Annotated in this window: 19 protein-coding genes; 4 read left to right on the top strand and 15 right to left on the bottom strand. The window is 39.8% G+C overall.

The annotated features are described in order from the left end of the window. Positions 1-268: 268 nt before the first annotated feature. The gene (locus AC1MBV_RS00720) at positions 269-2446 is read right to left on the bottom strand and encodes a methyl-accepting chemotaxis protein (protein ID WP_480947335.1); all 2178 of its coding nucleotides are present in this window, start codon (positions 2444-2446) and stop codon (positions 269-271) included. A 268-nt stretch (positions 2447-2714) separates the two neighbouring features. Here AC1MBV_RS00720 and metA point away from each other — a divergent pair, with 268 nt between their 5' ends. Further along, the gene (gene metA / locus AC1MBV_RS00715; RefSeq protein WP_255748132.1) at positions 2715-3623 is read left to right on the top strand and encodes a homoserine O-acetyltransferase MetA; all 909 of its coding nucleotides are present in this window, start codon (positions 2715-2717) and stop codon (positions 3621-3623) included. Between the two features lie 203 nt (positions 3624-3826). Here metA and plsX read toward each other — a convergent pair whose 3' ends face one another. From plsX to AC1MBV_RS00685, 6 genes are all read right to left on the bottom strand, one after another. Next, complete coding sequence (gene plsX, locus AC1MBV_RS00710; protein ID WP_255748198.1) at positions 3827-4840, bottom strand: phosphate acyltransferase PlsX; 1014 nt, start codon at positions 4838-4840, stop codon at positions 3827-3829. Positions 4841-4984: 144 nt separating this feature from the next. Further along, on the bottom strand, positions 4985-5725 hold the full coding sequence (locus tag AC1MBV_RS00705) for a hypothetical protein (protein WP_480947334.1): 741 nt from the start codon (positions 5723-5725) through the stop codon (positions 4985-4987). Positions 5726-5763: 38 nt separating this feature from the next. Beyond that, positions 5764-6186, bottom strand: a complete 423-nt coding sequence (locus AC1MBV_RS00700) for a permease prefix domain 1-containing protein (protein ID WP_255748129.1) — start codon at positions 6184-6186, stop codon at positions 5764-5766. Then, entirely contained in the window at positions 6186-6485 is a 300-nt protein-coding gene (locus tag AC1MBV_RS00695; RefSeq protein WP_255748127.1) for a PadR family transcriptional regulator, read from the bottom strand. The genes AC1MBV_RS00700 and AC1MBV_RS00695 overlap by 1 nt, the downstream gene beginning before the upstream one ends. 240 nt (positions 6486-6725) lie before the next feature. Then, the gene (locus AC1MBV_RS00690) at positions 6726-7970 is read right to left on the bottom strand and encodes an ABC transporter permease (RefSeq protein ID WP_480947333.1); all 1245 of its coding nucleotides are present in this window, start codon (positions 7968-7970) and stop codon (positions 6726-6728) included. Continuing rightward, entirely contained in the window at positions 7963-8862 is a 900-nt protein-coding gene (locus AC1MBV_RS00685; protein WP_480947332.1) for an ABC transporter ATP-binding protein, read from the bottom strand. Before AC1MBV_RS00685 ends, AC1MBV_RS00690 begins: the two co-directional genes overlap by 8 nt. Positions 8863-9016: 154 nt before the next feature. Here AC1MBV_RS00685 and AC1MBV_RS00680 point away from each other — a divergent pair, with 154 nt between their 5' ends. Continuing rightward, positions 9017-9430 carry a DUF2871 domain-containing protein gene (locus tag AC1MBV_RS00680; RefSeq protein WP_480947331.1) on the top strand — a complete coding sequence of 138 codons (414 nt, stop codon included), beginning with the start codon at positions 9017-9019 and terminating at the stop codon, positions 9428-9430. Between the two features lie 110 nt (positions 9431-9540). Here the strand turns inward: AC1MBV_RS00680 and AC1MBV_RS00675 are convergent, their stop codons facing one another. The 3 genes from AC1MBV_RS00675 to AC1MBV_RS00665 form a co-directional block, all read right to left on the bottom strand. Further along, positions 9541-10452, bottom strand: coding sequence for a branched-chain amino acid transaminase (locus AC1MBV_RS00675; RefSeq protein ID WP_480948241.1), 912 nt, complete (start codon positions 10450-10452; stop codon positions 9541-9543). A 247-nt stretch (positions 10453-10699) separates the two neighbouring features. Next, positions 10700-12556: a glycoside hydrolase family 13 protein gene (locus AC1MBV_RS00670; protein ID WP_480947330.1), complete on the bottom strand. Its 1857-nt coding sequence runs from the start codon at positions 12554-12556 to the stop codon at positions 10700-10702. 33 nt (positions 12557-12589) lie between these two features. After that, complete coding sequence (locus AC1MBV_RS00665; protein ID WP_480947329.1) at positions 12590-15001, bottom strand: glycogen/starch/alpha-glucan phosphorylase; 2412 nt, start codon at positions 14999-15001, stop codon at positions 12590-12592. 69 nt (positions 15002-15070) lie between these two features. On the opposite strand from AC1MBV_RS00665, the gene AC1MBV_RS00660 reads away from it, so the two are divergent. Continuing rightward, a complete protein-coding gene (locus AC1MBV_RS00660) occupies positions 15071-15256 on the top strand; it encodes a hypothetical protein (RefSeq protein WP_480947328.1) in 186 nt (61 codons plus the stop codon). A gap of 53 nt (positions 15257-15309) precedes the next feature. Here AC1MBV_RS00660 and glgD read toward each other — a convergent pair whose 3' ends face one another. The 5 genes from glgD to AC1MBV_RS00635 form a co-directional block, all read right to left on the bottom strand. After that, entirely contained in the window at positions 15310-16545 is a 1236-nt protein-coding gene (gene glgD / locus AC1MBV_RS00655) for a glucose-1-phosphate adenylyltransferase subunit GlgD (protein ID WP_480947327.1), read from the bottom strand. After that, positions 16532-17680, bottom strand: a complete 1149-nt coding sequence (locus AC1MBV_RS00650) for a glucose-1-phosphate adenylyltransferase (protein WP_480947326.1) — start codon at positions 17678-17680, stop codon at positions 16532-16534. Before AC1MBV_RS00650 ends, glgD begins: the two co-directional genes overlap by 14 nt. A 347-nt stretch (positions 17681-18027) precedes the next feature. Continuing rightward, the gene (glgA, locus tag AC1MBV_RS00645; protein WP_480947325.1) at positions 18028-19455 is read right to left on the bottom strand and encodes a glycogen synthase GlgA; all 1428 of its coding nucleotides are present in this window, start codon (positions 19453-19455) and stop codon (positions 18028-18030) included. Between the two features lie 41 nt (positions 19456-19496). Then, positions 19497-21443 (bottom strand): 1,4-alpha-glucan branching protein GlgB, encoded by a 1947-nt coding sequence (gene glgB / locus AC1MBV_RS00640; RefSeq protein ID WP_480947324.1) that lies wholly within the window; start codon positions 21441-21443, stop codon positions 19497-19499. 352 nt (positions 21444-21795) lie between these two features. Then, entirely contained in the window at positions 21796-22680 is an 885-nt protein-coding gene (locus AC1MBV_RS00635; RefSeq protein ID WP_480948240.1) for a 5'-3' exonuclease, read from the bottom strand. Between the two features lie 182 nt (positions 22681-22862). Between AC1MBV_RS00635 and AC1MBV_RS00630 the strand changes: the two genes are divergently transcribed. Beyond that, positions 22863-23720 carry an alpha/beta fold hydrolase gene (locus tag AC1MBV_RS00630; RefSeq protein ID WP_480947323.1) on the top strand — a complete coding sequence of 286 codons (858 nt, stop codon included), beginning with the start codon at positions 22863-22865 and terminating at the stop codon, positions 23718-23720. The last annotated feature ends 47 nt before the right edge of the window (positions 23721-23767 follow it).

Genomic DNA, 23767 nt, shown 5'->3' with positions numbered 1-23767 from the left:
CTGTTTCTCTCTTTTTTAATGCGGCTCTTTAAAAACATAATAATTTATTATAAGACTATAGTCATTATCTATGTCATAATATCTGACAATGTATTTGAATAATCTCTTTTTTCTTGCATTTCAAAAAGCTGATTGTACCGATACGTTAACCGCTTTCTTTTAAGGCTGCTAGTAACTTAAAAATATTTGATTAAAAAGTACCATTTTTTCGATAAATGCAATAAATAAAATAAACCAATCAAAAAATGACTGGTTTATTAAAAAAAGCTTATACAGTTTTGAATGAGGTTACCATTTCTTGCAGCTGATTCGATGTATAATCCAAATTATCTGTGATTTGATTCAAGCGACTAATCTCTTCATTTACAGAGCGCAGCTTGTCAATTGATGCCTCGCTGCTTGATGCATCTTGTGCGGTTTTCATTTTAATCTCGTCTGCAGAGCGATTTATTGACTGAACGATTCCATCCAGATCCCTGCTCTCTTTTGTTGTTATTTCCAGCAATTGATCCGTTTTTTTAGAAATGTCGCCAACATTATTTGTAATATTATTAAAAGTTTCGATGGTCGATTTTATTTGCGCTGTCGATTGATTTACTTTATCGTTCGTATTCCTTATATCAATTAGGGTTCGTTTTGTTTCATCTTGAATGTTACGTACGAGATTGCCAACCGATTGTGTCGCTTCTTCAGTTTGTTCGGCCAGTTTTGACACTTCTTTAGCGACAACTGCAAATCCCTTTCCGGCTTCACCGGCACGAGCGGCCTCGATTGCAGCGTTCAGCGCAAGGAGCTGAGTCTGTTCACTAATGTCTTTAATTACGATTACTGCTTTGGTAATCATTTCAGAGTGCGTATGTAATTGATCAATGCGCTTCATTGTTCCGCTCATTTCGTGTTCGAGATCATTTACCAATTCAAGTGCATACGTTGATGCCTTATTTGCTCTGATCGTATGCTCCTTTGTATCATCGGTATTCGCGCTTACTACATGGATCAGCGATCCCATTTCTTGTATGGAAGAAGAAAGACCGTTAAAATGATCACGCGCGTTCTGGAACACATTATTTTGCATCTTTGCAGTTGTAATCAGCTCATCTACAGTACTGCCTACAAGATCCATTCCTCCGGCAATACTTTTTGTCATCTTCGAGACTGTTGTCACGACATTTTTCGATGAATTTGCTGATATACCGACACGCTTAATCATCATCATTTGGCTATTGATAAATTTATTGAACCAGCGAGATAATTCGCCAATTTCATCATAAGAATTTTTATCCAGCCTTTTCGTTAAATCGCCTTCTCCTTCAGCAATTTCATGAAGAATGTTTACTGTTTTTTTAATTGGAGAGGTCACCATACGCCTCGTTGAAAGAAGAACCGACAAAATAAGTGCAATCCAAGTGGCTAGCGTACACCAGATTCCGATTTGGAATGAAAGATAAAAACCGATACCATTTAATGCTAGAGCAAGTGCGCTTCCGACTGAAAAATAGAGAGGTATTCTGAAATTTAAACTTTTAAAATCATAAATTTCCGAAATATCCCCTTCGCACATCATCCCCCAGATCTCATCAGAGTGCGGCGGTCGTATCAACGTTCCTTTCCCTCCAACCATGATATGCCGATAATCCGGATATCCCGGCCATGTATCTAAATTATTTCCATTTTCAATTGTATTTTTAACACCAGGATGCAGTTCTTTGGTCTTAGGATCTGTAAAGCGAATCTCGAATTCGGTATGTTTCTCTATTTGAACTTTACCCCATTTTGCTGTGCGAACGCCGTCCTTCAAATTATCGCCAAGCGTAAACGTATCATCTTCAAATCGACTGCGTGAAATCGCTGTTCCCGGGAGTATATCCCGATCGGTTTTCACCATAAAAAGATAGTTGTCTCCAGAATCTTTATAAACATGAGTATCCTCATCTTGAATAACATTGCTCATTCGGTCATTCAAAACGCGTCCCATAAATACCCTTGGGACACCTTTGCCATTAGCAACTGGCAAAGAAAACATTAAGGTCACTTCGTCCGCGAAATGATAATCACTTAAGTCAATATCCAATGTACGTGCGTCCGAATAGGGTCCGTACATAAGTTTTTGATGATCCATCGCTTGTATGTAATTCGGAAGTTCAGCCAATTGCATTCCAATATGCTTGTCGCAGGTTGTTACGATAACCTTTCCGTTCTCATCAAGGAGCATAAATTCAATAAAGTCATTGCTTTGCGCTATTTGTTTTTTCATTATGTCGATAACTTTCTTGCCACGTTCATCATAACTGTAAGCAATTTGATTAGCATTTTCCAATTCAACCCAGCGGTCACGAAACCAGTCGTCCAACGCTTTTTTTCGTCCTCTGGATATTCCTTCAAACACTTTTTCGGATTCGTTACCAATCTCTCTATTTAACGCATGCATCAGACGCAATTGCAGCATTAAAGACCCTCCCCTGACGAGTATAATATCTTTTTTTCTATCATTTATGATAATATAATAAAATTGAAACTTTACTCTAACTTCATGCGAAGCTTAAATTCTGTATCATTCACCCGCTTCCACAATTTCTGTGCCAAATGGACTATATCTTTATTCTCGACATTCTTCGTCATTTTCTTTAGCACAGATTTTCTCAAACAAACTAGAAGCATTATTTAAAAAAGATTATAATAATAATGCCAAGTATACCATGAGGAGAACTGATGTTATGCCAATAAAAATACCTAAATTGCTTCCTGCGAGGGAGGTTTTGGAAAATGAAAACATCTTCGTCATGGATGAAGATCGAGCAACCACTCAGGACATCCGTCCGCTTAATATATTAATTTTGAATTTAATGCCGGAAAAGGAAATGGAAGAAACTCAGCTGCTTCGCCATCTTGGCAATACGCCGCTTCAAGTTAATATCTCTTTCATGAAAACGGCTTCTCATCAATCAAAAAATACAAGTCATCTTCACCTTGATCAGTTTTACACTGTTTTTGATGAAGTAAGAGAAAAAAAATTCGACGGTATGATCATTACCGGTGCACCTGTAGAACGGCTGCCTTTTACTGAAGTGGATTATTGGGCAGAACTGAAAGAAATTATGCATTGGTCGAAGAGTCACGTCACCTCAACCCTGCATATTTGTTGGGGAGCTCAAGCTGCCTTGTACTATCATTTTGGCATTAATAAAGTGCCATATCTTGAAAAGTTGTCAGGCGTATTCAGCCATTCTCTTTGTGATCCTAAGGAAAAATTGCTGCGTGGATTTGATGATGTTTTTTTTGCACCTCATTCGCGCTACACAGATGTTGATCGCTTAGCACTCGCGAAACATCCGGAAATTCATGTACTTGCACGTTCCGAAGAAGCAGGGCCGTTCATAATGATGGCAAACAAAGGAAAACAGATCATGATCACAGGTCATCTGGAATATGATACGGGAACACTTGCAAAAGAATATCATCGTGATTTAAATAAAAACATGACACCAAATTTGCCAAAGCACTACTTTCCAAATGATAATTCTGAAAAACAACCGATAAATAATTGGCGGTCTCATGCGCATCTTTTATTTTCAAACTGGCTGAACTATTACGTCTACCAAGAAACGCCTTATCAGTGGGATTAGTAACATTAGAAAACTTGACTTCGTCAAGCCTCTGACGAAGACGAAAACTTAGTTGCGACGGTTATGAATGACCAAGTATCCGCGTCGCCAAAGGATATGGCGTTATCCCGGATCATTTATACTATTTTCCTTAAAAATTTGTATACTTACTTATAGTACAAAAAAGCTCGGGCATATGCCCGAGCTTTTTTTGTTTCCTTATATTATGCTTTGCTGTTCATCCAGTCATATTGTTTGTCATGAAAAGTGTGTTCGATTGTACCGACAACATCTTCTTTAATCAAAAGCTGTGCCTGCTTAATCGCAGTATAGACAGCTTCGCTCTTTGCCGCACCATGCACTTTAATGATTGGAGCTGCTAAGCCAAAGAGCAAAGCGCCACCGTATGCTGATGTATCCATGTGCTGCTTTACCGATTTTAATTTACCATACATAAGACCGGTGAGTACTTTGGTATATAAGGAACCGCCTAGTGTTTCCTTAAGCAGTTTCATCAATGACATTGCCGTTCCCTCAATGCTTTTGAGTACCATATTACCGGAAAATCCATCGGCAACAATTACATCCGCCGGACCTTCAAGCAATTCACGCGATTCAACGTTGCCAACAAAGTTTATCGGTGCATTGCTCAATAATTTGTACGCTTCTTTGACTAATTCGTTGCCCTTGCCCGGTTCTTCGCCTATATTCAGCAAACCAATTCTCGGATTGGGCCGATGCATTACTTTCTCAGCGTAGATTGCACCCATAATTGCATACTGCAACATGTTTTCAGGCTTTGTCTCCGCATTGGCACCCACATCGAGGAACAAAAACCCTTTATTTTGATGAATGGTGGGTAAAGTCGGTGCAAGTGCAGGACGATCGATTCCTTTAATGCGGCCGACACCAAATAAACCGGAAGCCATCAAAGCACCGGTATTTCCGGCAGAAATCGCTGCATCGCATCGTTTTTCCCGAACCTCTTGAACAGCCAGTACCATCGACGCTTGTTTTTTTCGCCGAACGGCTTGAACGGGTGCATCCGTACCTTCAATTTTCTCTGTAGTGTGAAGAATCTCAATGCGATCCTGTTTGCCTACCAAATTAACCAGTTTATCCTGATCGCCTACAAGTGTGATCTGCAGTTCAGGGAATTCATTTAGTGCCTTTAACGTCCCTTCAACGATTGCTTCCGGTGCATGATCTCCACCCATAGCATCAATTGCCAACTTCATCATTTATTCTCTCCTTTATAAAAAAAACTTTCCAAGCCAAGCCGTACATGAAAGTTTCTCAATTCATCCATATCGTTGTTTGATTCTCGATTCACTGTATCACTTAATACGTATTCTGTCCAAACTATGTTTCAAAAAAAGTGTTTATGTTTCAATCTGTTTTCCTTTTGCCGGACATTTCACGAAATAATATACAGAAAGCGGCCACCAGAAAATAACAAATGCGGGATAAACAGCCCATAATTGATTTGGAGATAGAAGTGTGTTGATGGCTGAAAAATAAATGATAGTCATTGATGCGCCGAGAACAGCATATTGAAAAGGCTTTTTGGCTAAAAAGACACTGAGTGGCCACCAAAGGACAGCAAAAATTGGATGAATAGCCCAAAAAATTTCGGGTGTTGTGATCAGATTCAATGTGAAAAAAAATAAAAAAATCCAACCTGCACCAAGGACACTGAATATGCGCACTTTTTTCCCAAAAGTCATGCTCATTGGCCACCAGACAAGCCCAAAAATTATAAAAATACTCCAAAAAAAACTTGGTTCAAAGAATAGGTTAAGCATCACATAAAAAATAATGACAGAAAAACTGATGATATAAGATGCGGTCCTTGTCCGAGCTGTCCGACCTAAGCTAACAAGTATGGGAAACGCCACAGACAGCGGAATGATAAAGATATACCAGAGATATTGTGGTGTCTCAATTAAATTCTGGATCGTGCAAGCAGCCAAGAACAATAGGGAAACAATAAACGCTCCAATTTTTTTATTTTCAATGAACAGCCAGATTAGCGGGCAAAACAGTGATGCCAATGGATAGATCGCCCAGAAATGTCCCACATCTGTGAAGATATTGACCAAAAGTAAAAATACACCAGTCATAATGCAACCAGAGGCAACGAATCCTTGCAAATCTTTCCTCATGGTCTGTTCTCCAGTTTCTTGCGATGAAGATGATAAAACATCGCCAGCGGCCACCAGGCAATGCCAAACGAAGGGTAAATGAACCAGATAATATGCGGTGTATAGTAAAAATTTACAAAAACAACCAATGCAATGATAAGAAAGCTTCCCCATAAGGAAAAACCAAAATTTAGGCGTGCTAATTCTTGTTTACGATTTTGTGGAGTTTGTGGCAAATCCATTTCACGTTTAATTTCTTCAATATCACCAAATTCGACCATTACTTTATTGATAGCATCTTCCTCGGTTTTGCCTTCCTCAATTAAATCCGACACTTTTTCTTCCAAGTCGCGGAGAATTTCTTCTTTAACTTTTTCTGTTTCTACTCCTTCCGGCATGTCTTCAAATAATTTATTCGTGTATGCAGTCAAGCGTTTCATCAATCAATCTCCTCCATAAATAAATTAACAATTTCTTTAACCTCGCGCCATTCATCAACCATTTCACGAAAATATGCCTTTCCCAATGTTGTAATGCGATAATACTTTCGTTTTCCTCCATGAGATCGTTCTCCATAATAGGACTCAATCAACTGTTTTTTTTCGAGTCTTTGGAAGATGGCATAAAGCGTGGCTTCCTTAATTTCAAATCTTCCATCTGTTTTCTTACTAATTTTCTTGGATAATTCGTAACCATATGAATCCTCATCCTTGAGCAACCGAAGGATAATTGAATCCAAATGTCCTCTTAGAATATCGCTTCGAATAGTATCACCTCATCTCAGTCTGAATTACTCCATCTGATAAAGTAATAATAGCGCCAACTACTCTATCTGTCAAAGTAATTTTCCGCTTAAAAACTGACATGAACCATTGACTTAATGGTATTGAACCACTTTCGGTAAATGTGTTTGCTATTCTCAAAGAAAAAAGACCGAAAGCATACTCCTTCCGATCTGCCTTCAGTCTCTTTGTGCTGTTTATTTGGAAAGCTGAATTGCCTGTTTGATTTTCTTGATGAACGAACCGTTTGTGTACGTGAGCACTGACCCACGATAGAAACGCAAACTGAAAATAAAGAGTCCGACAATGGTTAAACCAAGAAGCACCAATGAAAGGAAACCTTGCCATAAGCTCATGTCTGTTGCACCAATACGCATGGGCATAATCATTGATGCGGTAAAAGGAATAAAAGAGAAAATTTTGATCAGCAAAGTATCCGGATTGCTCATTCCGCTGATCGCAATAAAGAATCCGACCATGAGCACCATCGTTACCGGCATAACCGCTTGACCTACATCCTGTACTTTGTTAACGAGTGATCCGAGCACAGCTCCTAACAGCGTGTAAAGAACGCACGCAAAGAAAAAGAAGAGAATAGCGAAAACAGTATAGCCTGCGGTGAGCGATGAAAATAAATCACTAATCAGGTGCCAGTACTTTCCGGATTGAAGGACGCGGGCCATGATTAAAGCTGCTCCGATTAGAACAGTGAATTGAGTCATTGCAAGGGCTAATACCCCGCAGACTCGAGAGAGCAAATGCACAATAGGCGACGTACTGGAAATAATGATTTCCATAATCCTTGAATCTTTTTCGGCAGCAATTTCAGATGAAATAATCGACAGATAGGAGAGAACAAATAAATAGATAATCAACGCGACTGCATACGAAACAATGGTAGCAGTCGTTTTTTGCTGGCTGCTCTTCCCCTTATCCGCGGTAGGAGAAATCACTTTTTGATTCAAGTTTGTTTTTTGATCGATGATCCGCTGTGCCTGATCCGCAGTCAATTTAAGTTGTTGAATGGTAAACAGCTGACCTGCAGACCGTACCTGTTCCTCAAGCATTTGCTGGGTATTTAATTCGAAAGGTTTCTTTGTTCGAAGCTGAGCGTCTAATTGGCTCCCTGATTTTAACGATAAAATAAGCAGTGCATCTACTTTGCCCGTCACTACTCGATGTTCTTCTTGCTTTACACTTTGCTTTGCCGGTTTAAAGATGATTTTTTTATTGTTCTTAAAATAGGAAATTGCGCTGCCCTTTGTCTGATCAGCGACTGTAATTGTCACTGGTTTTTCGTTTGAAGAAAACCACCCGCTAATTGTCGGCCACATAAAAAAGGCAGTGATCCCTAAGAGCATAATTAGTGTCGTGATGTAAAAGGACTTGGTTTTCAATTTACTAATGTATGATTGTTCAAACAGCAGCAGAAATTTAGACAAGTGTGCTCGCCACCTTTCGTTTAAAGAGCTCTTCAAGTGACAAATAGTCTAAACTGAACCGCTCGATGAACCCATCTGTGGTAAGCATCTGAAAGATCGGCCGTGCGTCGTTTTCGTGGGATAAAAGCAACCGATACATGTCTTTGTCTTTCGCAACGGAAACGACTCCTGGAATTTTCGAAAGCTCCATCTCATCAAACGGTCCACGAATGGTTAAATTAATTTTGCCAAACTGTTTCTTTAAATCAATTATTGCTCCTGTGAACAAGGATTTTCCTCTTTTCAGCAGGCAGATGTGATCGCATAGCTCTTCCACATGATCCATTCTATGGCTGGAAAAAATGATCACGGTTCCCTGCTTCTTGAGCGAAACAATAGCATCCTTAAGCAAACCGGCGTTAACCGGATCAAGTCCGCTAAAAGGTTCATCTAGAATAAGTAACCGCGGTTTGTGAATCAAACTCGCAATCAATTGCACCTTTTGTTGATTACCCTTGGAAAGTGTTTCTGTCAGTACCTTTCTTTTGTCAGACAAATAGAAACGTTCCAGCCAATCATCAATCTCCGCTTTCAATGCAGCCTTTGAGCATCCGCGCAACCGACCAAAAAACATGAGCTGATCTTCGACCGGCATTTTAGGATACAAACCGCGTTCTTCCGGGAGATAGCCAATCATATCACGATTCAATGTGTGAACCGATGCATCAGCCCACTTGATCGTTCCAGAAGAAGGAGCTAGTAAATTCAAAATCATGCGGAATGTCGTTGTCTTCCCCGCACCGTTTTGACCAATCAAGCCAAATATTTCACCTTGCTCTGCGACAAAATTAAGATTATCAACAGCATGAAAATCTTGAAATCGTTTCGTCAAGTGTTCAATGGTTAAAGTCATCGTTTCCCTCGCTTTTCTCGATAGTTTTCCGATTCCTCACTTGCTTCCCGATGTAATTGTAACAAGAGCAGTACAAGCAGCGCAAATCTCTATCCATTTCTCTTGATCACGATATAATAATAGAGAATGATACATAAGACGGGAGATTCTGTTCATGAAAAAATTATACAATGCAGCACTTATTTACATGATCATGGGGCTTGTTTCAGGTATTTACTATCGTGAACTGACGAAAGCCCTTCATTTTCAAGGGGACTCTATGCTTTCAATTTTGCATACCCATTTGCTCATTCTCGGCATGTTTTTCTTTTTAATTCTTATTGCTTTGGATAAACAGTTTTCTATCACCCATAACAAACGGTTTTCATTGTTTTTTTGGACATACAATGTCGGCGTTGTTTGGACCATCGCTGTCATGGCTGTTCATGGAACACGAGATGTTCTCAGTGCTCCGTCCGGTGCAGCTATCGCCGGAATGGCGGGAATGGGACATATTGTGTTGACGATCGGTCTAATCCTATTTTTTATCATTCTCAAAGATGCTCTTTTTCCCAATAAAAGATCATAAAAAAAAGAGGTAAGATTAAGACGATAAACTCAGACTGTTCATGCCTGAGTTTATCGTCTCTTTCATTTCCTCTCTTTTTCGTTACTTTCTATCCGCAAGAGATGATTTGATTATTTATCGTAAACTGGTGTGCAGGATTCGGCATATTTCGGATTCTTGCCAACAGTTAAACCAAAAAACAGTTGCTTGATTTGTTTACAGACTTCGCCTTCATGTCCGGTTCCGATTGTACGGTGGTCGACTTCAACAATAGGAGTGACTTCCATCGCAGTCCCGCTGAAGAATACTTCATCCGCAACATAGAGTTCAGATCTTGAGATGCTGCGTTCTACTACTTCAAGTCCCAAATCTTCTTTTGCGAGTTTCATAACGAGTTCACGAGTGATGCCCTCGAGAATATTATCGGAAGTCGGCGGAGTAATCAGCTTACCTTTACGGAACATAAAGATATTTTCGCCGGAGCCTTCACAAACATGATCGCCGTCAGTGAGAAAAATAGCTTCGTCAAAACCGGCACGTTTTGTTTCCAGTGCGGCCAGTGCTGAGTTCATATAGGCTGCAGTTGCTTTCGTACGCGGCGGAAGCTGATTGTTTGAGATTCTCTTCCAAGAAGTGACCCCGACACTCAGTTCCGACTTGCCGGCGTATTTATTTAGCGGTTGCGTATAAATAACAACCTTTACATCTTTTACATCCAGCGTTGGTCCAATATCAAGCGCGTCATTATAAACAATCGGGCGAAGATATGTAGTGGTCCGACAGTTATTCGCTTTCAGAAGTTCAACCGTCCCTTTGATAAGATCATCAACGGACAGATCAAAATCCAAATTAACCGTCTTAGCAGATTCCTTGAGCCTTTCATAGTGTTCTTTAAGTTTGAACCCGTAAAGCTGCTGTGCATCGTCATCCCAATAAGCGCGAATGCCTTCAAAGACGCCTAAGCCATAATTAAATGCTTTACTGCGGACGCTGATCTTTACATCGTCCTCTTTAACAATTTTACCTTGATAATACGCATACACTTCTGACAATGTAAACTCCTCCTTGTGTTTCTGATATTAGCAGAAATTTCAGTCGACTTTTTGTCGGCTGTTCCAGGTTTTATATTAGTTCTACTCAATTTCTGCCTTTATTTGTGTACGTATATAATAACATAAATCGTCAGAAATATTTTCTAAAATGAACTATTTTAAAGAAAAAAATGGCGAATGGTCAATATTCAGTACAGTCCTATATTTAATTGAACGGAATAAATAGATTGAACTCAAATTAATTTTGATTCCTTTGATAAATCAAGAACGATTGAGCATTTACCTTTTTCTCTGTTTGAAGGATCATTTTTAGACAATGATGAATCAGCTCACCTCTCGTCTCGTCAATCAACTGATCGAGGTTCAAAACAATAGATTCTAAAGTAGGATTTACCAGGAGAAGTGTATATTTGTCTTTTGATTGGATGCGCAAGCAACCAAAGATCAATCCAACTGAGAAAGAGTAGAAATCTCCGATTTGAAGATTTACATCCGTACGACGTACCTTAATTGCTTCTCGAAACATGGCTAAAATGTTCTGATTTTCTCTGCCCCAAGGATAAAAGCGACGATTATCCGGATCTGTGCCTCCAATAACACCGGCCTCGTCACCATAGTAAATGCAAGGAACACCAGGCAGCACCATTAGCAGCCAAATTGCAAGTCTCATTTTTCTTTCATTTTCACTTAACTGGGTAAAAATACGCTCTGTATCGTGAGTACCTATATTATTCATATTTGCGAGTAAAGCATCCGGAGGATAATTAGATTTGATCGTAAAACTCATCCTGGCTGCTTGTCGTGCATTTATTTTTCTATTGATTAAGTCAATAATCAACGTGCGGAAGGGATAGTTCATGACACCATGAAGCATGCCGCCATTAAGATAATGCCGCCTCTTTCCATAAGAAATTTTATTTGATGCGTCTTCCCAAACCTCGCCAATTAATACTTTGCCGTTATCTTTTTCATCATGTCGATCGACTGCTTTGCGAATACCTGCAATAAATTCGTCGCTCAACTCATCAGCCACATCAAGCCGCCATCCCCCGATGCCGGCAGCAGTCCATGTGTCAACGACACTATTATCGGAACCAAAAATAAAATCTTGATAGGATTTTTTCTCTTTGTTCACCGTCGGCAGATCTGCTATATTCCACCAACACTCATAGTGATCGTGATCCCCATGGAAAGTGAACCAATCATGATACTTGGATGACAGGTCCTGATAAGCACCACTGTTACCATAGTGACCAAAGCGATTAAAATAGTTGCTGTCGGCACCGACATGATTAAATACGCCGTCGAGAATGATACGAATACCCATACGCCGTGCTTTAGCAATTAATTTATCAAAGGTTTTTCGATCACCGAACATTGAATCGATCTGAAGATAGTTTGCGGTATCATATTTATGATTGCTGCTCGCCTCAAAAATCGGACTGAGATAGAGAATTGTTACACCTAATTTTTTCAAGTCATTTAATTTATCTATAATTCCAATCAAATTTCCACCGTAAAAATCCCACCGAACAATGTCACCGTTTTTATCGCGAATATAATAAGGCAAATCCTCTGTTGTTGCATAAATAAATGTATTTTTTTTCGGATGCAAGACGCGCTGGTACCGATCACCATTAAAGAATCGATCGACAAAAATATGATAGATGACACCGTGAACATACCAGTCTGGTGCAGGGTCACGATGATCAAAACAGGTAATTTGGTACTGCTCAATTTGAGCAGGATCTGTAACGACGCGACCTTCTCCTCCATAATTATCAACTTCTTTTCCAAAAAACACAGTTATTTCACGCTGATCCTCCAAATAAGAAATTTGAAAATGGTAGAAATAGAGTCCAGCTTTTCCTTCAGTTGTAAATTTTAAATAGTACATTGAATCATTTTCAGAAGATCTGGCCATATGCTGCACTTGAGTCTGCTCACCGTCTTTTTGAATCATTAAATCAACTTTGGTGATATTACTGCCGATTGCGCGAATTGAGAAATAGATCGCACTGCCGATTCTAACCGCTCCGAACGGTCTTCTGAATGACTCTGACCATGAGTTAAAATATACATTTGGAATGCCCATAAGCAACTCCTTCTTCCTCGTTCCTTACATGACTTAGATTGGATGAACCTTTGACGACACATCCCAAATCTGGCTGGCATATTGCTGTACCGTATAGTCTGATGAGAAAATACCGGCACCGGCAATATTAATGAGTGCCATTCTCTGCCATTTGAGCGTGTCACGATAAAGTCGATCAATTCGTTCTTGCGCAGCAACATAGGAGTCAAAATCTCTTAAAACGAAATATTCATCCCCATATTGAACCAACGAATCAAAGATTGAGTGTCCTTCTGCCTCTGCCCCCGGTATTGTGCCGTCAATGAGTGCATCAAGTATACGGTGAAGGACTGGATTGTGTTCATAGTAATTTCGCGAATGATAGGAGCCGTCTTGATAATACTGATAGACTTCCTCCTCGTGCAATCCGAAAATCACGATATTCTGATCACCAACGCGGTCCCTGATTTCAACATTGGCACCGTCAAGCGTAGCCAGTGTGATGGCTCCGTTCAACATGAGCTTCATATTGCTTGTTCCCGAAGCCTCCTTTGATGCTAGAGAGATCTGCTCACTTACATCTGCCGCAGGTATAATTTTCTCAGCGAGTGAGACCCCATAATTCTCAACAAAAACAATTTTTATTTTGTTCTCAATCTCGGGATCCTGATTAATAAGATCGGCAACCGAATTAATAAGCTTGATGATTTGTTTTGCGTACGTATAACTTGGTGCTGCTTTTGCACCAAAAATAAAAACACGCGGCTGAATGTCAGCCTGCGGATCGTCCTTGATTTTAAAATATAGGCTCAGAATATGCAGTAAATTAAGCAATTGCCTTTTATATGCATGTAATCTCTTAATCTGGACGTCAAAAATAGCATCCGTATTTATTTTCAGATGCATTGCTTTATCGACATACTCAGCAAAGCGTTCTTTATTCAATCGCTTGATTTGTGCCAATTCAAGTAAGGTACCCTTATCATCACGAAATGCTTTTAACATATTCAATTCAGTAGGTGTTGTTTCCCATTCATTGCCGATTTTTCGCCGAATCAGATCTCTAAGCGGTTCATTCGCAAGCATTAACCAGCGCCGTTGCGTGATCCCGTTGGTCTTGTTGTTAAACTTGGACGGATAGATCAAAAAGAAATCGTGAAGCACTTTCTCTTTAAGAATTGTTGTGTGAAGCTGTGCCACACCATTGATGCTGTGACTTCCAATGATCGCCAGATGTGCCATCTTAACATTTCCGCCTTCGATAATACGTGTCCTTTCAACAATAGCAGGTTCAAATAATGTACTCATTTTCATGGTGAATCGCCGATCAATTTCTTGAATAATTTGATCGATGCGAGGCAAAAGTGAACGCATCATATCGATCGGCCATTTTTCCAATGCTTCGGACATAATTGTATGATTTGTGTAGCTCATCACATTGATCGTCACATTCCAGGCGTGATCCCAGTCCATGTGCTCTTCATCAAGCAAAAGACGCATCAACTCAGGAACGCAGAGCGCAGGATGTGTATCATTTATATGAATCGCTACTTTTTCTGCAAGGTGATTCATGTGCAGATGCATTTTCTTATAATGACGAAGGATACTTTGTATGCCTGCAGAAACAAAAAAATACTCTTGTTTTAGTCGAAGCAAACGTCCTTCATAGTTCGAATCATCAGGGTAAAGCACTTCCGAGATGCTTTCGATTTGATCCCGTTGATGAATATACGACCAATAATCGGTGATATCATCCTTGGGAGGAACCTCTGCCGACCAAAGGCGCAAGGTATTAACAGTACTATTATTGTATCCGATCACCGCACTGTCATAAGGAACAGCCAAGACTTCTTGAGTATCTGAATAATGCGGTTCAAGAACGCCTTCTGCATTTTGTTCGAGCCATACTTTCCCGTAAAAACGCACGGTTACCGCAGCATGCATTTTTCGTGTTTCCCAAACATTTCCGTTTTGAAGCCAATTTTCCGGGAGTTCAACCTGATAACCATTAACAAATTTCTGTTCAAATAAACCATATTTAAAGCGAATGCCATTTCCATGTGCGGGAATTTCGCTTGTTGCCATCGAATCGATGAAACAAGCGGCTAAGCGGCCAAGCCCTCCATTACCAAGTCCGGGATCAGGCTCAACAGTTATAAGATGCTCGAGATCAATCCCAAGATCTTGCAAACCGTTCCGAACTGTATCCAGAATGCCTAAATTGAGTAGATTACTTTTCAGCATACGTCCGAGGAGAAATTCCATCGAAAAGTAATAGGCTTGTTTCTTTTGCTTTTCAATGTATTGCTGATTTGTACGGCTCCAATTCTTTGATAAATACGAACGCAGCACGTTTCCTAATGTAAAAAATTGTTCTGTTGCTTCAGATTCCGTGATGTCCATTGAATAAACTTCAGTCAGCATTCTTTTAAAATCTTCTTTAAATTTTCGTTTTGATAGATCCATATCTTGACCATCCTTAGTTCATCTTTAGTAAGACCTTCTACATTAGAAAAAAAGCAATCAAAAACAGCCGTGAATTTGCCTGAACAAGCAGCACTGATTGCAAACAATCATTTCTATTACATACAACTGCTTATTCTGTCCGGCTGTTTCAGAATGCAACTATCTTGGATGACTGACGGACGCCGCTTTTTTCTGCTATTAACCTATCATTACCGGAAACAACAGACTTTAAAAGCCGCTGTAAAATTTTTTTAATAAAGCATTTGAATCTGCCAATTTTTTAAGAAGGAAAGTGCATAAGAAACCTATTATTTGCGTGAAAAAAGCGTATCAATATTCGGTGTATTGATCGTGTTCTCTTGATTTTTCAACGGTGCCATATCTGTAGTTAGCCCCTCGGCGATTCTACTGATTACTGAATTCTTTTCAATGACAATGGGTTTATTCTTTGTTCCAACCAATTTCGTGTTCGGCTCAATTCGAACTTGTTTATCTAAGATTACATAGTGCAGTTCCGCCCCGCTGCCGATTGAACTGCCTTGCATTATAATCGAGCTGTTCACAACGGTATTCTTCTCAATAGTCACATTGCGAAAAATCACTGAATGCGAAACTTCACCATGAATCATGCAACCATTAGCAATCAATGAATCTTCCACGTCAGAGGATCGGGAATAGTAGGTTGGTGCCTCATTCTTCACTTTTGTATGAATACTTTGACTGCCCTTCAGCAGTGCTGTCATATTCCGATCCTCAAGCATATCCATATTTGCTTGATAATAAGCTTCAACAGAATCTATATTTTTTAAATATCCGGTGTATTCAAAGCCGTTGGATGGCAGATTAACGATCGCTTGATGAAGAACATCGTTTAAATTACAATGTTCACTTTCAGCAACTGCATTGCGGATCAGCTTTGTTAATAATTCTGTTTTTAAAATATAGCTATCCATATTAATAAATAATTGGCCCATATTTTCGCTCATACTACATGATCTGAGACCGCGCACATGACCATCCTCGTCAATTGTCAGACATGATTCATTTTTGTCCTCATTATTGTGAACTTCAGTTGACTTATAGACCACCGTTATTTCCGCACCTTGTTCAATATGATGGCGCAATACTGCTTTGACATCAATATTGCAAAGCATTCGCGTTCCCATAATAACTGTATATTCAGATTCAGATTTGTCGAAGAAGGCTATATTATTAAAATAATTGAAGATATCTCCTTCATGACTGACTCCATTACGGCCACCATCCACACCTGGATCAGAAAAGAAAAACAACCCACCATGTAAACTATCTAATCCCCATTCCTTACCACTGCGTACATGATCGTAAATTGAGCGCAAATTATCATGGGTAAAAACACCGATGGTCTCAACACCGGCTGTGGTTAAATTTGTCAAGGGTAAATCAATCAACCTATATCTGCTGCAGAAAGGCAGGCTGGCAATTGGACGATGACGCGTCAATGGATACGTCGCCAGCCTCGATTCTGTCAAATTGAGGATCCCGCACATTTTATTCCGCCTCATCATTCAGCCCCCCTACAATTTCATTGTAACCAACCACTTCAATTGACTGGTCCCCGACTATCTGAGCATTATTTGCAAATACAGCATGCTCACCGACGATCGCATGATCAATGGTCACGTTTTTTCCAATCACTGTATTTGCCATGACAATAGAGTCTTTAATGACACTATTAGCTCCTATTTTCACGTTTTGTGAAATAATGGAGTGATTAATTTCGCCGCTGATGTAACAGCCGTCAACGATCAGTGATTCTTTAACTTTTGCTCCGGATGCAAGATAATGCGGAGGGGCAACCGGATTCTTTGAATAGATACGCCAGCTTTTATCGCGAATGTTTAACTCGTGATCAGGATTAATGAATGCCATGTTCGCTTCCCAAAGGCTTTCAATGGTACCAACGTCCTTCCAATATCCATTGAATGAATAAGCAAATACGTTCTCTCCATTGGCCAGAAAGGAAGGAATCACATTTTTTCCAAAATCGTCCATATTTTGACCCGTTGCATGACTTTCTACCAAGTAGCGCCGTAGGACTTCCCAAGTAAAAATATAAATACCCATTGATGCCAAATTGCTTTTCGGCTTAGTCGGTTTTTCTTCAAAATCTATAATTCGATCTGTATTATCAGTATTCATGATTCCAAATCGCGATGCATCAGTAAGAGGTACATGAATAACAGCTACGGTTGCTGATGCTTTCTTCCGTTTATGAAAATGAAGCATATGCTCATAATCCATTTTGTATATATGATCTCCAGATAGGATCAATAAGTAAGTCGGATTATGGCTGTCGATATAACTAATGTTTTGATAAATCGCGTGAGCAGTCCCCTCGAACCATTTTTCACCATCGAGGCTGGAATGAGGCTGCAAAATGGTCACACCGCCGTCCTTATGATCCAGGCCCCAATGCGAACCGTTGCCTATGTGACTGTTTAGTTCGAGTGGCTGATACTGGGTCACAACACCAATCGTTCGGATACCTGAATTGGAACAATTGCTTAAAGAAAAATCAATAATTCGATATTTACCACCAAAAGGCACCGCTGGTTTTGCAATGGTTCGTGTAAGTTTTCCTAAGCGGGAACCTTGACCACCCGCCAAAATCATTGCAATCATTTCATTTTTCATCATTCTGGAAAAAGAATGGCGAGACCACCCTCTTCCGCACACCTCCTTTGCTCACTAAAGTTCCATTAATACATCATATGAAGGGTAACTTAAAAACATATGCAGAAAGTTATTTTGAAATAAAAAGTAATCTTTGACCGACACAATCAAGTAAACGTTTACACTTGTTTTTTTGCAACGAAACGCGACCGAAAGAATTTTGGGGCTTTTTCAATAAAAACCAGCAAAATGCAAATTATGTCTGAAGTCAGTAGCATTGTATTTCTACAACTATTATATAACAGATTTAAGAAGTTGAGATCTAATTTGTTGATAAAGTTCTGAATTTTTACAGAATCTAAAAACAATGTTTATTTTGTGAGCTTTTGATACAACAGAATATATTCCTTTGCTGATTGCGACCACCCGAAATCTAAATGCATTGCTCGATTTGCCAATTGATGAAATTTCAGTTGCTGATCTTTGAAAAGCCGAACAGCACGTTCCACTGTATATAACATGTCGTGTGCATTGTAATTCGTAAAACTAAAGCCGTTTCCCTCACCAGTGAATTCATTATAAGGAAGAACTGTATCTTTCAGACCTCCCGTTTCTCTTACAATGGGGAGACTGCCGTAACGCATAGCAAGCATCTGCCCAATGCCACATGGTTCAAAGTTTGAGGGCATCAGAAATAGATCAGACCCTGCATAAATTTTACGCGCCAATCCATCGTCAAAAAAAATATTTGAAGAAACTGTATCTGGATATTGTTCGGCTAACCATCGAAATGCGTCTTCATCTTCTCGTTCTCCGGTACCAAGCAAAACAAATTGAACGTCAAGTTGCATGATTTCGTGAAATACACGAAGTACAAGATCAATCCCCTTTTGTCCAGTCAGCCTCGTGATCATCGCAATCATAGGTATCTCTGAATCAACATTGAGGTTGAGCCGCTTTTGAAGTTCTGTTTTGTTCACTCGCTTTCCCTCAGCCTGATCGTAATTAGCAAATAACTGTTTATCAGTTTTAGGATCATAGCTCTCATGATCAATACCATTCACGATCCCCCGGAGCTTACCGCTCCTCCAGCGAAGAAATCCATCGAGTTTTTCCCCATAATAGGGCATCTGAATTTCACGTGCATACGTACGGCTTACGGTGGTCAGAAAATCTGAATAGGCCAATCCTGCTTTCATGTAGCTTACATTATCGTAAAATTCGAGTCCGTCTTTATGAAAATATGAAAAGTCAAGATCGAGTAGATCACTTAATACCGATTTTGAAAATACGCCTTGATAACGCAGGTTATGAATAGTAAACACAGTGCGAATATCCTTATAGAACATTTGAGTTCTAAAATGAGCATCTAATAAAACACTTATTGGACCTGTTTGCCAATCATGACAGTGAATCACATCCGGTTTATCGAATAGATGCGGAAGTATTTCCAATACAGCACGAGAGAAGAAAGCAAAACGCTCTCCATCATCATCGTATCCATAGCAGCCGGTACGTCCAAAATAATACTCATTATCCAAAAAGTAATAATGGATTCCTGATTGTTCGAGGTGGAAAATTCCGCAATACTGATTTCTCCATCCAACCGGAATAAAGATATATTTCATGTAAGTCATTTGTTTCAGATAAACAGGATTTAGATCTTGATATTTAGGAAGAACAACACTGACATGGACATCCTCTCTCTTTAACGCTTTCGGCAGTGCACCGACTACATCCCCCAATCCCCCTGTCTTAATGAATGGAACACATTCAGATGCGGCAAACAGTACATTCATCTTTCTCTCTCCTTTTTCACTGGCACACAGCCTACATTTTCTCAAGCTTGGTCATAGGTCATCATTGTTTTTCTTTTTTTTGTCTCCTTCATAAGAATACTCATTCCTAACGGAGGAATCGTCAGTTCAACATGGTACGGCTGATTATGAAACGGCTCGTCTATCGATTCAATGGGTTTGCGATTACATTGTCCGGATCCACCGAAAATTTCTGAATCACTATTAAACAACTCCAGATACTTGCCGCTTGCCGGCACACCAAGCTTAAAATGTTGATAAACATTTGGTGTAAAATTACATATGACAATGCAATAATCACCTTTTCTTTTTCCTTTTCTAAAAAAGCTGATCATACTCTGATCGGCGTTGTCGGCATCAATCCATTCAAATCCTTCCTGCTCGTGATCTAGCCGCCACAGGCAGGACATTGTTTGATAGAAATGATTCAACGCAACAGCGTAATGATGGAAAGCGCGATGCATCGGAAAATCAAGCAAATTCCAGTCCAGTTGCTCCAAGTCCTTCCATTCATCAAACTGAGCGAATTCACTGCCCATGAATAGCAGTTTTTTCCCCGGGTGGGTCATAAAATAGCCATATAAGACGCGTAAGTTAGCAAATCGCTGCCATTCATCGCCTGGCATTTTGTTCAATAAAGACCGCTTTCCGTAAACGAGTTCATCATGTGAGAAAGAAAGAATAAAATTTTCCGAATAGGCATAAAGCATTGAAAAAGTAATCAAGTTGTGATGATGCCGCCGCTCGTAGGGATCAAAGGTCATATACTTCAAAATATCATGGACCCAGCCCATATTCCATTTGAAATTAAAACCAAGCCCTCCTTCATCAGTCGGCCCGGTAACCATCGGGTAATCAGTTGCTTCTTCAGCAATCATTAATGCAGAAGGAAATTTAATGTATACAGCTTCATTTAGTTTTTTAATAAAATCAATGGCTTCCAAATTTTCATAACCACCATATTTGTTCTTCAATTCAAAAGGAAGATCGTTATTATGGTTTAAATAAATCATTGACGATACAGCATCAATCCGAAAGCCTTCGACATGGTAGACATCCATCCAAAAGCGTGCATTGGATATCAGAAAGCTGACTACCTCATTTTTACTGAAATCAAAGTTATATGTCCCCCATTGCGGGCGATCAGCTAATTTAGGATCACATGGCTCATAAAGTGGAGTACCATCAAATTTACCGAGCCCATGAGTATCGCGGCAAAAATGTGCTGGCGTCCAATCAAGGATTACACCTATGCCCCGGCGATGACAAGCATCGACAAAATACATGAAATCTTTTGGTCTGCCGAAGCGGCTTGTCGGCGCAAAATAGCCGGTAATCTGGTATCCCCAAGAACGGTCGTAAGGGTGTTCCATAATCGGCATCAGTTCAACATGTGTAAAACCGTTTTCAAGAACATAGTTAACAAGCTCATCAGCAAGTTCTTTGTACGTCATCAGTCGATTATTAACCTTTTTCTTCCACGAACCAAGATGGCATTCATAAATCTCCATTGGACGATGGTAATCATCAACCTTGTCCCTCTGTCTCATCCATTTAGCATCATGCCATTCGAACCGATCAAGACGGCAAGTTAAAGAAGCTGTATTTGGCCTGGTCTCAGCATAGAAAGCATATGGATCTGCCTTCAAAACAATTGATCCGGAAGGAGTTTCAATTGCGTATTTATAACGTTCCTCAACCCCAATGCCTTCAATAAAGGTTGTCCAAACTCCCGATTGTTTCACCGGGTTCATTTTGTGTCTGCCCACTTCCCAATCATTAAAATCGCCGACAATGGAGACCGCGCGTGCGTTCGGTGCCCACACCGTGAACCGAAAACCGTCGTGACCGCTAATTTGTTTATAATGAGCACCGAATACTTTATATCCCTCATGCAAAGTGCCTTCGTGAAAGAGATACAGATCAACATCATTAGGAAATAACTGCGGCTCATTTTCAATCGTTAACATTGATCCACGCCCTTTTATTATTATTATGGATTGAACGATATTCTCGTGTTCTTTTAACATGCTTCTTTTCTTGTGAGAAAATCATTGCAATCACTGATCTTTTAACGTTTATTGTTAAACATTCAACGGAAATCGTTAAATTCCTTCATCAATAGACGACTATTTTTGTCAAAATAGAGAAAATAATAAAATTATTTATGATAAAAAAAAGCAAGATCAGTTCTCTGATCTCCTCTTTTTTAGATTTCAATTAATAATCCTATTTGTTTTATGGTCTATTTACTTGCTAAATGCAAGCGCAATCTCATCTCATAATTCATGAGTAAATATAAAAGGGTACCGCTCTTGAAAGCTATTCATTCGCCAAAAATACAGAATCCGGACCTTTCTGACTCCATCTTTGTTTCACCAGGTCATATTTTACTAACCGCATCCCGAGCTGATCTACTCTCTCGATAAATGAATCAGTGACTCCAGAATAACCGGCACTCTCCAAGTCTATTGAAACAGGTGCATGACAATTAATTTCTGCCAATCGGCGCGAGAGATGAAGCATATCTATATCCATGCTAATTTTCTTCTGCTGTCCATTTGGCAGCATGTCCAGATGATCGATCACTGAGTCAATGCTTCCGAACTGTTTAATCAACTTAATGGCAGTTTTTTCACCGATACCGCGAACACCTGGATAACCATCGCTTGAATCACCCATTAGCGCTTTCACTTCAATGAATTGGCGAGGTGTCACACCATAATGATCATAGAAGGTTTCTTCATTAAAACTACGGTAATTGCCGTAGCCTTTTTGAAGAATATCTACATGAATGCGCCGATCCAGAAGCTGCAGCAAATCTCTGTCCCCTGTAACAATAGAAACATCGATTTCTTCTTGAGCTTTCTTGGCAAGAGTGCCGATACAATCGTCTGCTTCAAATCCGGACACACCAATATTAGGAACGCCGAATGCATCAATCATTTCCTTTGCCAGATCAAATTGAGGTACCATTTCAACAGGCGGTGCGGCTCGGTTTGCTTTATATCCGTCGAATAATTCATTACGAAAGGTTTTCGATCCCATATCCCAACAAACCGCCAGATGTGTTGGCTTTCTGCTTTGGATCGCCATCAAGAGATGGCGTAAAAATCCCTGAACACCATTAGTTGGAATTCCTTGATCGTTGAACATAAATTGGCCTGTAGGGGCCGTTGCATAGAATGCCCGAAAAAGCAATGCCATTCCGTCAACAAGTAATAATTGCGGTTGATTTGCCAAAAAAAAGCCCCTCTTCAATTAAGCTTTCTTCATTATATCATGAACTTTATCTGAAACTGGAACAAAAAGACGGTTTTAAAAATCTGCCATTTGCGATAAGCTATAAAAAGCGATCCACAAACGGATCAATAATTGGAGTGTTTTTTATGAAAGTAAGTCATGTTATTTCCCTTTTCATCGCCGTTGCATTAATCTCAGTGAGCTTCTATTTCTTTTTCGGAAAAGCAGACATGAATCAATTGAAAATCGCTGATTCACCGGTAAAAACATCCGCAACTCAAACAAATAAACAGCAGATTCCTACCGTGTTCATTCACGGATGGAAAGGCTCGGAACGATCGTTTCGCACGATGTTTCAGCGTTTACAAACGAATTACGATGGACCGGAACGAGCAATTGTAATAACTGTCGAACCGAACGGTGTTATTAAATCAAGTGGAAAAATCACGAATCAAAAGATCCCCTTGATTCAAGTCATTTTTGCAAGCAATCACGAATCCATGGAACAGCAAGCTGACTGGCTGAAGAATGTTTTCTTAGTTTTGAAACGTGATTATGGACTTAAGCAAGTAAATGTCGTATCTCATTCAATGGGAGGAAAAGCTTTTACTTGTTATCTTGAACAGATAAAAGATCCTTCTGACTACCCTTCGATAAAGAAGTATGTAGCAATCGCTGCCCCGTTTGATTGGATTAATGGTCCGCTGAATGACAAAGACTATACTATTGAAGCACTTAAGCGGGATAGTTATTTATTTCAGCACCGCAGCCGCTTGCCGCAGAATCTAAATGTATTGGCGGTCGCCGGGGAGATGCGAAATGCTGTGGAAGGTGATGGCGTTGTTTCACGTCAGAGCGCTTTTTTCGGTCAATATTTTTTTAATCGGGCTCATTATCAAGAAAAAACAGTTTATGGTCCGAATGCACAGCATAGTATGCTCCACGAAAATCCTCAGGTTGACCAATTGATTGCGAAATTTCTGTGGAGTATTCATCCAAAATAAGAAAAACAACTGTGGTCCGTCGTACTGGTGCGCGAACATCCCACGCT

Source organism: Sporolactobacillus sp. PKPK-6 (assembly GCF_056678885.1).
This window is presented reverse-complemented; position numbering and strand designations above follow the sequence as displayed.